Source organism: Streptomyces sp. NBC_01537, from assembly GCF_045040445.1.
Taxonomy (GTDB): Bacteria; Actinomycetota; Actinomycetes; order Streptomycetales; family Streptomycetaceae; genus Actinacidiphila.
This window is the reverse complement of sequence record NZ_CP109392.1, coordinates 3,440,602-3,452,364: the sequence shown is the minus strand read 5'-3', so window position 1 is coordinate 3,452,364 and position 11,763 is coordinate 3,440,602. Positions and strand designations below refer to the sequence as shown.

The window sequence follows — 11,763 nt, the reverse complement described above, 5'->3', positions numbered from 1 at the left end:
GGTCAGCCGCCGATCGGGAGGCCCGCGTTGGCGATCGGCAGCTGGCCCACGGGCAGCTGGCTGATCGGCAGGCCCTTGAGGGGACCGGCGCCCTCGGCGCCCTTCGCGGTGCCGCCGAGGCCGCCGGCCGTACCCTTGAGGGCGCCGGCGGCGTCCGTCGCGGTCTTCTGGGCGACCGGGGCGGCGGTCTTGGCGGCGCCGCTGAGGGTCTTCCCCGGGTCGGGCAGCGCCTTCTGCAGGGACGTGACTGTCTTGGTGCCCTTGGCGACGCCCTCGACGGTGTTGCTGAGGTCGGCGCTCTTGGCGAGGTCGGCGGTCTTGTCCAGGCTGGTCAGTCCACCCAGTTGGCCGACCTGCGGCAGCTCTGCGGCCGACGCGGCGCTGGCGCCGATGCCGACCAGGGGAGCTGCCGCCGCGCCGACCAGCAGGGCGGCCCGGGCGATCCGACGCGTGAGGGGGAGGGACATGGTGCTCCTTTTACGGAGAGACGACGTGACATGTCCGCGGGGCGGACGCCGTGACTACCGCGTGAAGAGCTGGAAGGTTGCGGCCGTTCGAGGTAAAGAGTTGGTAATGCGAACCGCTGATGAAACGTCACAGCCCTTGATTCACAAGGGATTTCAGGGCTATTGGAGTGGTTCCGCAGCTGATGGGTTTGGCGTATCAGTGACCCACCTGCGGGTGAATTGCCGCACTATTGAGCGACGGTGATCGTCACGTTCTGCGCATGTGAGGCTTTGGTCACCGCACCGGTTTTCTGCCATCCCTTGCCCGAATCCGCCGCCTGCCATTCGCGGTCCCGGAAGCCGACCTTCTCGACCTTGAGCTCATGCGCATGGGCCACCGCCCACTGCGCCAGCTCCCAGCCGCGCCGCTTCTCGTCGCTCTGTGCGTCGCTGCCGGACGGCACCGCCGACGACACGGCCACGGTGCGCGCGGCGCCGGAGCCGCCGCTGCCGCTGTCGTTGGACGCCTTGCTGTCCGAGGTGTCGGACGTATGTGATGTACCTGACATTTTCGCGGTCGAGGCCGTCACCTTGGAGCCGAACTCGCGGCTCAGCCGGGCGCGCACCTTCGCCGGATCGCCGCCCCTGAGCTTCGCGCCGCTCGTGGCCGTCGTGCAGTTCAGCGCGGCCGACACCCGGCCGGTCAGTGCCGTGGCCAGCAGTGCCGCATCCGCCTCGTGCTTCGCGTACGCCTGCGGATAGCCGCTCTTCTGCACCTTCTGGGCCGCCACGGTCAGCGGGAGCCGCGAATAGCCGTGGATCTTGACCAGGCTGTCGAAGAATTCATTCGACGCGTGGACCGGGTCCATGATCTGCGCCGCCGTCCCCCAGCCCTGCGACGGGCGCTGCTGGAACAGCCCCATCGAATCCCGGTCGCCGTGGTTCAGATTGCGCAGCCCCGATTCCTGCAGCGAGGTCGCCAGCGCTATCGTCACCGCCCGCTCCGGCAGGCTCCGGGACGAGGCCACGGCCGCGATCGTCGAGGCGTTCGCCGCCTGCTGCGGCTCCAGCTTCAGCGTCCGGCCGTCCGCCGTCACCGTGCATCCCGCGTGCTGGGAGCTGCCCTCGGTGATGTGTTCCGTCACATATCCGGCGATCCCGAGCAGCACCAAAGCCGCCACGGTGAACCGGAACAGGCGCCCCTTCTTCTTCGGGGTGCCCCCGGTCGGCGTCGTCGCTGTCTTCGGGGTCTTCGGCACGGCCGACACCGTACCGAAGACGGCTGTGTGCGCGGCGGTAAGGTCGAGCGCATGGGCACGCCTTCTTCTTCTCTCGACCTCAGCCAGGACGCCGCCGCCGTGACGGCGCAGCTCGTCGACATCCCCTCCGTCAGCCTTGAGGAGAAGCACCTCGCCGACCTCGTCGAGGAGGCGCTGCGCCCCCTGCCGCACCTCACCGTCGACCGCGACGGCAACTCGGTGGTGGCACGCACCAACCTGGGCCGGGCCGAGCGCGTCGTCCTCGCCGGCCACCTGGACACCGTGCCCATCGCCGACAACGTGCCGTCCCGGCTCGACGCGGACGGCGTGCTGTGGGGCTGCGGCACCTCCGACATGAAGTCCGGCGTCGCCGTGCAGCTGCGGCTCGCCGCGACCGTGCCGGAGCCCAACCGCGACATCACCTACGTCTTCTACGACGCCGAGGAGATCGCCGCCGAATTCAACGGCCTCAAGCGGCTCGCCGAGACCCACCCCGACTGGCTGTCCGGCGACTTCGCGGTCCTGCTGGAGCCCAGCGACGGCAGGGTCGAAGGCGGCTGCCAGGGCACCCTGCGGGTACGCGTCGAGACCACCGGCCGCCGGGCCCACTCCGCCCGCAGCTGGCTCGGCGAGAACGCCATCCACAAGGCTGCCCCCGTCCTCGCCCGCCTCGCCGCGTACGAGCCGCGCCAGGTGCCCATCGACGGCCTGCTCTACCGCGAGGGGCTCAACGCGGTCCTCATCGACGGCGGCCATGCCACCAACGTCATCCCGGACTCCTGCGCGGTGACCGTCAACTACCGCTTCGCCCCCGACCGTTCCGAGGCCGAGGCGTTCGCCCACGTCACCGAGGTCTTCGACGGCTTCGAGGTCGTGCTGACCGACAGCGCCCCCGGTGCCCTCCCGGGGCTCTCGCACCCCTCCGCCGTGGACTTCGTCCAGGCGCTCGGCCTGGAGCCGGCCCCCAAGGACGGCTGGACCGACGTCGCCCGCTTCTCCGCGCTCGGCGTGCCCGCGGTCAACTACGGGCCCGGTGACCCGAAGCTGGCCCACACGCGGGAGGAGCATGTCGCGGTCGCGGCGGTGCTGGAGGCCGAGGAGAAGCTGCGCGCGTGGCTTTCGTAGGCACGTGCGAGGCCAGGGCCTGTCCGGCGGATCTTGGCCGGGTCCGCGACGCCACAGCGACATCAGCCGCTGGCGCGGCGGGCAGCGCCTCGCGGCGTTGCCGAAATACCCACAGGAAACCACCCTGTGGGCGTTTCGGCGCCTTGCGATGCACCGCACCAGACGCCGCGGCCTGTCCGACCAAGATCCGCCGGACAGGCCCTAGCCCGTAACGCGCAATTAAACGGCGCGTTCTTGATCCGCCCCCGTACCGCGTGCGTACGCTGGCGACACGATCCGCCACCGGAAGGAGCTCGACATGAGCAGCTCAGACGCCTCGAACGCAGAAGAGGCCGCGGTAGCGGAGAACGCCGCGGCCGAGGGCCGCCGCCCGCTGGACCGGACCTGGCCCGAGCGCCAGACCGGTCCCGTTACGCGCCGGCGCGGCCAGGTCCAGGGCTCCACCACCGACCAGCGCCTCCTCGACACACCCCGTGGGCCGTCCGACTGGGTGCACGGCGACCCCTGGCGCGTCATGCGCATCCAGTCCGAATTCGTCGAAGGTTTCGGCGCCCTGGCCGAACTCGGCCCCGCCGTCAGCGTCTTCGGCTCCGCCCGCACCCGGCCCGGCTCCCCCGAGTACGAGGCCGGTGTCGCCATCGGCCGCGCCCTCGCAGAAGCCGGCTTCTGCGTCATCACCGGCGGCGGCCCCGGCTCCATGGAAGCCGCCAACAAGGGCGCCGGCGAGGCCGGCGGTGTCTCCGTCGGCCTCGGCATCGAGCTGCCCTTCGAGCAGGGGCTCAACCCCTACGTCGACATCGGCGTCAACTTCCGCTACTTCTTCGTGCGCAAGACGATGTTCGTCAAGTACGCCTCCGGCTTCATCGTCCTCCCCGGCGGCTTCGGCACGCTGGACGAGCTCTTCGAGGCTCTGACGCTGGTCCAGACACGCAAGGTCACCCGCTTCCCGATCGTCCTGTTCGGCACGGCGTACTGGCAGGGCCTCATCGACTGGGTCCGCAACACCGTCGTCGACGGCGGCAAGGCGTCCGCCCTCGACCTGGACCTCGTCCACCTCACGGACGACGTCGGCGAAGCGGTCGCCCTGATGACGAAGGAAGCGGCGGCGTAGTTCCGCGGCCGACAGGCCCTACGCCAGGCCCCGGCGGGCCACCGCCGGGGCGCGGTGGCCCGCGATCGACGCCACCATCTCCAGCACCTGCCGGGTCTCCGCGACCTCGTGCACCCGGTACACCTGCGCCCCGAGCCAGGCCGAGACCGCCGTCGTCGCCAGCGTTCCGACGAGCCGCTCCTTCACCGGCCGGTCGAGCGTCTCGCCGACGAAGTCCTTGTTGGACAGCGACACCAGCACCGGCCACCCGGTGGCCGTCATCTCCGGCAGCCGCCGTGTCGCCTCGAGCGAGTGCCGCGTGTTCTTGCCGAAGTCGTGCCCAGGGTCGATGAGAATCCCGTCGCGCCGCACGCCCAGCCCGGCCGCGCGCTCGGCGAGCCCCACCGTGACCTTGAGGATGTCCGCCATGACATCCGCGTACGCGACCCGGTGCGGGCGCGTACGCGGCTCCGCGCCGCCCGCGTGCGTACACACGAGCCCGGCGCCGTACCGGGCCGCGACCTCGGCCAGGCGCGGGTCGACGCCGCCCCAGGCGTCGTTCAGCAGATCCGCCCCGGCCTCGCACACCGCTTCGCCGACCTCGTGCCGCCAGGTGTCGACGCTGATGACGACATCGGCATGCCGCCGCCGCACCTCCGCGACGAAGTCGACGGTGCGGCGGATCTCCTCCTCGGCGGAGACCTCTTCCCCGGGCCCGGCCTTGACCCCGCCGATGTCGATGATGGCGGCGCCCTCGGAGACGGCCTGGGCGACCCGGGCGAGCGCGGGCTCGTCGGTGAAGGTGGCGCCCTGGTCGTAGAACGAGTCGGGGGTGCGGTTCACGATCGCCATGATCACGGGCTCGTGCGGGGCGAATTCCCGGGTCCCAAGGCGCAGCATTACGAGGTCCTCCTCAGATAGTCCGCCTGTGAATCTAGCCGCCACTGACGAATCACAGCACGGCGTGGCACGATCGTGGCGTAAACCTCAGTCCGTACCCGTCCGTTCGTACCACCGGGAGATCGTCTTGTTCTGGTTCATGCTCATCGCGCTGGTCGCGGTGGTCGCCGCGGTGGCACTCGCCGTGCTGGGCGACGGCGGGGTGCTGCGCGATGTGGAGCCCGACCGGCTGGACGACCGGCTGCCGGGGGACCGCCCCCTCGAGCGGGCGGATGTCGACCATCTGCGGCTGCCGCTCGCCGTACGCGGCTACCGCATGGTGGACGTCGACGAGGTGCTGGACCGCCTCAGCGCCGAACTGGCCGAGCGGGACGCGCGGATCGCGGAGCTGGAGGCGGAGCGGGCCGGGCAGCGGGCCACGGCGACCGCGCTGGTGAAGGAGCCGTCGGAAGACGCACGGCCGCATGAGTGACGCCGTCGCGGGTCCGGACGGGCTGCTGCGCTGCCCGTGGGGACTGTCCGCGCCGGACTACGTCACGTACCACGACACCGAGTGGGGCCGGCCGGTCCACGGCGAGGAGGCGCTCTTCGAGCGGCTCTGCCTGGAGGCCTTCCAGTCCGGGCTGTCGTGGATCACGATCCTGCGCCGCCGCGAGGGCTTCCGCAAGGCCTTCGCGGGCTTCGAGGCGGAGGCGGTCGCGGCCTTCACGGACGCCGACCGCGAGCGGCTGCTCGCCGACACCGGCATCATCCGCAACCGCGCCAAGATCGACGCCTCGATCGCCAACGCCCGCGCCGCGATCGCGCTGCGCGAGACCTATGAGGGCGGCCTCGACGCCCTCATCTGGTCCCACGCCCCCGACCCCGCCACCCGCCCCGCCCCCCGCGCCCTCGCCGACATCCCCGCGGTGACCCCCGAATCCACGGCCCTCGCCAAGGACCTCAAGCGCCGCGGCTTCCGCTTCGTCGGCCCCACCACCGCCTACGCCCTCATGCAGGCCTGCGGCCTGGTCAACGACCACCTCACGGACTGCCACGCCCGCGCCGGCACCTCTTCTTGACGCCGTCCTCGCGGGCGCTTCGCTGGCTTCGGGCGGCTGCGCCGGACTCCGTCCGTCGGGGCGGGACGGGCCCGGCGGGGGCGTGCGGCTCCCCCCGGAGGGGGGTAGTGGCCCGTGCAGCGCGGCGCTGACTCCTCTTGAGGCCGTCCTCGCGGGCGCTTCGCTGGCTTCGGGCGGCTGCGCCGGACTCCGTCCGTCGGGGCGGGACGGGCCCGGCGGGGGCGTGCGGGCCCCGGAGGGGTCAGTGGCCCGTGTAGCGGGGCTTCTCCTTCTTCAGGAACGCCTCGACGGCGATCGTGTGGTCGTCGGCCGCCCCGGCCAGGGTCTGGAGCTCGTCCTCCTTCTCCAGGGTCTCCAGCAGGGAGTGCGACGCCCCATAGGCCAGGGAGGCCTTGATCGCCCCGTAGGCGACCGTGGGGCCCTGTGCGAACAGCCGGGCCACGGCGGCGGCCTCGGCGGCCAGGTCGGCGGCGGGGACGACGCGGTTGGCGATGCCGAGGTCGAGGGCCTCGGCGGCCGGGACCGTACGCGGGAAGAAGAGCAGGTCGGCGGCGCGGCTGGGGCCGACGAGGCGGGGCAGGGTCCAGGAGGCGCCGGAGTCGGCGGTGAGGGCGACGCCGGCGAAGGAGGTGTTGAAGGAGGCCGAGTCGGCGACGACCCGGTAGTCGCAGGCGAAGGCGAAGCCGGCTCCCGCGCCGGCGGCGACGCCGTTGACCCCGGCGATGACCGGCTTCGGCATGGTGGTGATGGCGGTGACGATGGGGTTGTAGTGCTCGCGCACGGTCGTCATCACAGCCCCGGTGGGCAGCAGGGTGATGTGCTCCTTCAGGTCCTGGCCGACGCAGAACGCCCGCCCGGTCGCGGTGAGCAGCACGGCCCGTACGGCCTTGTCCCCGGCGGCTTCCTGAAGGACCTCCCGGAGGGCGACCTTGGCCTCGATGTTGAGCGCGTTCATCGCTTCGGGGCGATTCAGGGTGATGGTGGCGAGCCCGTCGCTCACCTCGTACAGCACGGCGTCGGCCATTTCGGCCCCCTTTTCGTTGCGGCTCGCGTTCGGGCCAGCATGCCGGAGATCGCCACGGGCGAACATGCGGGGTCTGCCTATCGCCGCCATATCGCAGAGTGATCACCGAAATGGACGGTTTTGTGCGGCCCGCTTCTCGAACGGATGGGAACCGATGTTGGTCATCGGGTCACGCGATGCGGGATAATGGCCGAGAACCAATGTGTTCGAGTCCGGAGGCGCCTGGGCCCCCGGTTGCGGAAGCTGGTTTCAGGAAGGGGAACGAGCATGGCGGCCATGAAGCCGCGGACGGGTGATGGCCCGCTCGAGGTGACCAAGGAGGGGCGGAGCATCATCATGCGAGTTCCGCTCGAGGGCGGCGGACGGCTTGTCGTCGAGCTGACACCCGACGAGGCGGACGCGCTCGGAGAGGCGCTCAAGAAGGCCATCGCCTGACACCGGCGAACGAAATTCTTCCGGCTCCCGGCGGCATGTATTCACTTACGTGCCACCGGGAGCCGTCGCGTTCCGGGGCCGGACAGGCCCTATCGGCGCCGTACGGCGCAGAGCAGTCCGTCGTCCGTCGGCAGCAGTACCGGGGCCAGAGCCTCGTGGTCGCGGACCGAGCGCATCAGCTCGCGAAGGCGTACGACCTCGGGCTCCTGGTGGGCGGCGTCCATCGAACGGCCCTGGGCGAAGGTGCCCTCGAAACAGACCAGGCCACCCGGACGGAGCAGACGCAACGATTCGGCTAGATAGTCGGGGTATTCGAGCCGGTCGCCGTCGCAGAAGACGAGGTCGTAGCCGCCGTCGGCGAGCCGGGGGAGGACTTCCAGGGCGCGGCCGGGGATGAAGCGGGCGCGGTTCGCGGCGAAGCCGGCCTCGCGGTAGGCGGTGCGGGCGAGCTGCTGGCGGTCGGGCTCGGAGTCGACGGTGGTGAGCACGCCGTCGGGGCGCATGCCGTGCAGCAGGTGGATGCCGGAGACGCCGGTGCCGGTGCCGATCTCGACGACCGCCTTGGCGTCGGCCGTGGCGGCGAGCAGCCGCAGGGCCGCGCCGGTGCCGGGGGAGACGACACGGAGCCCGGCTTCACGGGCACGGCTGCGGGCCCGTATCAGCGCGTCGCCCTCGGCGACGAAGGCGTCCGCGAACGCCCAGCTCGCCTGCCGGTTGCCGGTAATCGCCCTCTCCCTGTGCCTGTTCCTGAACGCCGCGCGCGTACGGCCCGCGTATGCCCGCGTTGGCGACTGTATCCGCTGCGGTCGGGAACCCGCTGATGGGACTGCGCGTTATGAAGGCAGCGGGGCATCAGCACCGCACATGTGCAACGTACTTATCCGGAGCTAACGGGCGAGGTGGATATGGTAGGGGCTCTACTGGAGACCACCAGAGCCGACAGGGGAGGTGCGGCTGCGGCGGGTGACCGGGGAGTGCTGCGGCGCTTCCGAAGGTCGGCCGGCGAGCCGGAATCCGTGACGAATACTGCTGACGACCGTCCGTCCACCGACGACTCCGTAACCGCGACGTTCGCAACCGACGGGGACGCTCAGGCGTGGACTCCGCCCTCGTGGGAGGAGATCGTCAGCACGCACAGCGCACGGGTCTATCGCCTCGCGTACCGGCTGACGGGCAACCAGCACGACGCCGAGGACCTCACACAGGAGGTCTTCGTCCGCGTCTTCCGTTCTCTGTCGACGTACACGCCGGGCACTTTCGAGGGCTGGCTGCACCGCATCACCACCAATCTCTTCCTGGACATGGTGCGCCGCCGCCAGCGGATCCGTTTCGACGCGCTCGGCGACGACGCGGCCGAGCGGCTGCCCAGCCGTGAGCCGTCCCCCGCGCAGCACTTCGCGGACACGCATTTCGACGCCGACGTCCAGCAGGCGCTGGACACCCTGGCGCCGGAGTTCCGGGCCGCGGTCGTGCTCTGTGACATCGAGGGTCTGTCGTACGAGGAGATCGCCGCGACGCTGGGCGTCAAGCTCGGCACCGTACGCAGCCGTATCCACCGCGGGCGCTCGCATCTTCGCAAGGCGCTGGAGCACCGCGCCCCCGCGGCCCGCCCCGGGCGGGCGCCGGCGCTGGTGACCGGGCAGCCGGGCCTGGAGGGCGGAAGAACGTGACCCCCACCGGCGAGCACCTCACGCCTGCCGAACAGCACCTCGGCGACCGCCTCGCCGCTTTCGTCGACGGAGAGCTGCACGACGATGCCCGGGACCGGGTGATGGCGCATCTCGTCACCTGTCCGGGCTGCAAGGCGGCCGCCGCCGAGCAGCGGCAGCTGAAGAACGCGGTCGCCGCCGTGGCCCCGCCCGCCCTGTCCGCGGGTCTGCTGGCCCGGCTGCAGGGCCTGCCCGGCGGAGGAGACAGCGACCGATCAGGGCCGTTCGGCGGTGGCGACGACGGCACGGAGGAGAGCATCGAGGACGGCATAGTCGAGGCGACCAGCCTCGGCGGCCAGCGGCTCAGCGGCAATGTCTTCGGTGGTCTCGGCTCCTTCGGCGGCTTCGGCAGGCGCCGCGAGGACTTCCTGGCGATCCCCGAGCCGTCCCCGGGCTTCCGGATACACGAGGTCGACCGGGAGCGGCCCGGGAACGCCTCGCGCGGCCGGCGGTTCGCCTTCGCGGCGGCCGGTGCCTTCTCCATGGCGGCCCTTGCCATCAGCGGCGCCGCCCTGCCGCTGGAAGGCATGGCCGACGGCGGTACGGACGACCCGGGCGCGGCGGTGTCCCCGGCCGATGTGCGCGGCGGTGTGCGCGGCACGCAGATCCAGGGCGAGGACCTGGTCGGCCTGGTGGCGGGTGTCACCCCGACCCCCACGGTCTCGCCCAGCGCGTCGGTCTCACCGGCCGAGCTGGCACACACCCTGGTGCTGGGCAGCGCTTCCACCACCCCCTGACCGACGGCTGCGGGCGGCGCCGACTCCTGGTTCAATCCCAGTGAGTGGTGGTCGTCGGCCGTCGTAGGGGATTGCATGAGCGTGGGGAAGTCCGCCGGGCCGCAATGGTGGAGCCGCCCGGACCCGCACCCGACCCCGGAGCCGGAGCCGGAGCCGGATTCAGCCTCGGAGGCGGAACCGGCCCCGCAGTCCTCCCCGCCCGTGCCGCGTCATGCTCCGGATCCGTACGACACCCCGCCCTACGGCGGCCCGCGCCCCTGGGCGCCGGCCCCGCCCGTCCAGCCGCCGATCTCCATCGGCTACTGGCAGCACGCGGCGGCCCCAGCGCCGCCGCAGACGGCTCCCGAGGGGCGGCGGGCCCGTCTGGGTCCCGGGCTCGTCGTGGTGGCGCTGGTGGCCGGGGCACTGGGCGGGGCGGCCGGAGCGTATGTGAAGGCCCACGACGGCACGGGCGCGGCCGCCGGCCCGCCCCGGGCCCACGCATCGGCGAGGACGGCGGACCGGGCACCGGACAGCGTCGCGGGCATCGCGGCCAGGACCCTGCCGGGGGTGGTCTACATCCACGTCAGGACCGGCAGCGGCGAGGCCACCGGCACCGGCTTCGTGCTCGACGGGCAGGGCCACATCCTCACCAACAGCCATGTCGTGGAGTCCGCCGGCGACGGCGGCACCATCTCCGTGACCTTCAGCGACGGCCGGGTCGCCGCAAATGCCGGGATCGTCGGCCGTGACAGCGGCTACGACCTGGCCGTCATCAAGGTGTCCGGGATCGCGGGCCTGCGCCCGCTCGCCCTCGGCGACTCCGACTCCGTCCGGGTCGGTGACCCGGTCGTGGCCATCGGCGCCCCCTACGACCTGGAGGGCACCGTCACCTCCGGCATCATCAGCGCCACCCACCGCCCCATCACCGCCGGTGGCGAGACGGACGGCACGGATGTCTCCTACGTCGACGCCCTCCAGACCGACGCCCCCATCAACCCCGGCAACTCCGGCGGCCCCCTGGTCGACGCCCGCGGCCTGGTCATCGGCATCAACAGCGCCATCCGCTCCTCCGGCAGCGGCCTCGGCGACACCGGCCAGGGCGGCAGCATCGGCCTCGGCTTCTCCATCCCGGTCAACCAGGCCAAGCTCGTCGCCCAGGAGCTGATCAGCACCGGCAAGGCCACCCACCCCGTCATCGGCGTCGGCATCAACATGGCGTACGCGGGCGACGGCGCCCAGGTCAGCGACCAGGTGACCGCGGGCGGCCCCGGCGACCGGGCCGGGATCCGCGCCGGGGACGTCATCACCGCGATCGACGGCGAGGCCGTGCACAGCGGCGAGGAGCTGATCGTACGGATCCGCAGCCACCGCCCGGGCGACGACCTCACCCTCACCGTGGTCCGGGGCGGTGAGCGGCGTACGGTGCCGCTCACGCTGGGCAGCGCGACGGGCAGCTGAGCTGTGTGCTGGCCTAGTGTTGACCGTTGGCCCTCCCGTATACCCGGCTTCGCCAGGTACGGTGATAGCGGCCGGTCCGTTTACGTAGGAGCTGCAGGGTGTTCTTCGACATAGGCCCGCTGGAGATTTTGGCGCTGGCGATCCTCGGCGTGCTCGTTTTCGGCCCGGACAAGCTTCCCAAGGTCATCCAGGACGTCACGGGCTTCATCCGGAAGGTGCGGGCCTTCTCGGACAGTGCCAAGGAGGACATCCGCAAGGAGCTGGGCCCGGAGTTCAAGGACTTCGAGTTCGAGGACCTCAACCCCAAGAACTTCGTCCGCAAGCAGTTGCTGGACAACGACGAGCTGGGGCTGAAGGACATCCGCAACGGCTTCGACTTCAAGGAAGAGGCCGCCGCGCTGACCGAAGCGGTGCATTCGACCGGGCCGTCCTCCGGGTCGTCGTCCACGTCCTCCTCCGACACGCCGGACCGGCTCCGTAAGCGGGACCAGGCGGAGCCTGCGGATCCTCCGCCGTACGACTCCGACGCCACCTGAG

Annotated in this window: 14 protein-coding genes; 9 read left to right on the top strand and 5 right to left on the bottom strand. The window is 71.6% G+C overall.

Annotation, left to right across the window (positions count from 1 at the left end):
* Nucleotides 1–2: 2 nt before the first annotated feature.
* Both OG607_RS15720 and OG607_RS15715 read right to left on the bottom strand, forming a co-directional pair.
* Nucleotides 3–467 (bottom strand): ATP-binding protein, encoded by a 465-nt coding sequence (locus tag OG607_RS15720; RefSeq protein WP_405723675.1) that lies wholly within the window; start codon nt 465–467, stop codon nt 3–5.
* 227 nt (nt 468–694) lie between these two features.
* Nucleotides 695–1,705, bottom strand: a complete 1,011-nt coding sequence (locus OG607_RS15715; RefSeq protein WP_405723673.1) for a heavy metal transporter — start codon at nt 1,703–1,705, stop codon at nt 695–697.
* A gap of 51 nt (nt 1,706–1,756) precedes the next feature.
* Here OG607_RS15715 and dapE point away from each other — a divergent pair, with 51 nt between their 5' ends.
* Together dapE and OG607_RS15705 are read left to right on the top strand one after the other, a co-directional pair.
* The gene (gene dapE, locus OG607_RS15710; RefSeq protein WP_405723671.1) at nt 1,757–2,830 is read left to right on the top strand and encodes a succinyl-diaminopimelate desuccinylase; all 1,074 of its coding nucleotides are present in this window, start codon (nt 1,757–1,759) and stop codon (nt 2,828–2,830) included.
* Between the two features lie 298 nt (nt 2,831–3,128).
* Nucleotides 3,129–3,941, top strand: coding sequence for a TIGR00730 family Rossman fold protein (locus OG607_RS15705; protein ID WP_405723669.1), 813 nt, complete (start codon nt 3,129–3,131; stop codon nt 3,939–3,941).
* A gap of 18 nt (nt 3,942–3,959) precedes the next feature.
* On the opposite strand, the gene folP is transcribed toward OG607_RS15705, so the two are convergent.
* Nucleotides 3,960–4,820 (bottom strand): dihydropteroate synthase, encoded by an 861-nt coding sequence (gene folP / locus OG607_RS15700; protein WP_405723667.1) that lies wholly within the window; start codon nt 4,818–4,820, stop codon nt 3,960–3,962.
* Nucleotides 4,821–4,947: 127 nt separating this feature from the next.
* On the opposite strand from folP, the gene OG607_RS15695 reads away from it, so the two are divergent.
* Together OG607_RS15695 and OG607_RS15690 are read left to right on the top strand one after the other, a co-directional pair.
* Nucleotides 4,948–5,292: a DivIVA domain-containing protein gene (locus OG607_RS15695; RefSeq protein WP_405723665.1), complete on the top strand. Its 345-nt coding sequence runs from the start codon at nt 4,948–4,950 to the stop codon at nt 5,290–5,292.
* A complete protein-coding gene (locus tag OG607_RS15690) occupies nt 5,285–5,881 on the top strand; it encodes a DNA-3-methyladenine glycosylase I (protein WP_405723663.1) in 597 nt (198 codons plus the stop codon). Before OG607_RS15695 ends, OG607_RS15690 begins: the two co-directional genes overlap by 8 nt.
* A 241-nt stretch (nt 5,882–6,122) precedes the next feature.
* On the opposite strand, the gene OG607_RS15685 is transcribed toward OG607_RS15690, so the two are convergent.
* A complete protein-coding gene (locus OG607_RS15685) occupies nt 6,123–6,905 on the bottom strand; it encodes an enoyl-CoA hydratase/isomerase family protein (RefSeq protein WP_405723661.1) in 783 nt (260 codons plus the stop codon).
* A gap of 267 nt (nt 6,906–7,172) precedes the next feature.
* Between OG607_RS15685 and OG607_RS15680 the strand changes: the two genes are divergently transcribed.
* The gene (locus OG607_RS15680; RefSeq protein WP_018561471.1) at nt 7,173–7,340 is read left to right on the top strand and encodes a DUF3117 domain-containing protein; all 168 of its coding nucleotides are present in this window, start codon (nt 7,173–7,175) and stop codon (nt 7,338–7,340) included.
* Nucleotides 7,341–7,429: 89 nt separating this feature from the next.
* Here OG607_RS15680 and OG607_RS15675 read toward each other — a convergent pair whose 3' ends face one another.
* Entirely contained in the window at nt 7,430–8,137 is a 708-nt protein-coding gene (locus tag OG607_RS15675; protein WP_405736794.1) for an O-methyltransferase, read from the bottom strand.
* 108 nt (nt 8,138–8,245) lie between these two features.
* On the opposite strand from OG607_RS15675, the gene sigE reads away from it, so the two are divergent.
* The 4 genes from sigE to OG607_RS15655 all read left to right on the top strand — a co-directional run bounded on the left by sigE (nt 8,246) and on the right by OG607_RS15655 (nt 11,762).
* Nucleotides 8,246–9,010: an RNA polymerase sigma factor SigE gene (gene sigE / locus OG607_RS15670; RefSeq protein WP_329312884.1), complete on the top strand. Its 765-nt coding sequence runs from the start codon at nt 8,246–8,248 to the stop codon at nt 9,008–9,010.
* Nucleotides 9,007–9,786, top strand: a complete 780-nt coding sequence (locus OG607_RS15665) for an anti-sigma factor family protein (protein ID WP_405723659.1) — start codon at nt 9,007–9,009, stop codon at nt 9,784–9,786. The genes sigE and OG607_RS15665 overlap by 4 nt, the downstream gene beginning before the upstream one ends.
* Before the next feature lie 75 nt (nt 9,787–9,861).
* Complete coding sequence (locus OG607_RS15660) at nt 9,862–11,226, top strand: S1C family serine protease (RefSeq protein ID WP_405723657.1); 1,365 nt, start codon at nt 9,862–9,864, stop codon at nt 11,224–11,226.
* Nucleotides 11,227–11,324: 98 nt separating this feature from the next.
* A complete protein-coding gene (locus OG607_RS15655) occupies nt 11,325–11,762 on the top strand; it encodes a sec-independent translocase (protein WP_405723655.1) in 438 nt (145 codons plus the stop codon).
* Nucleotide 11,763: the final 1 nt, after the last annotated feature.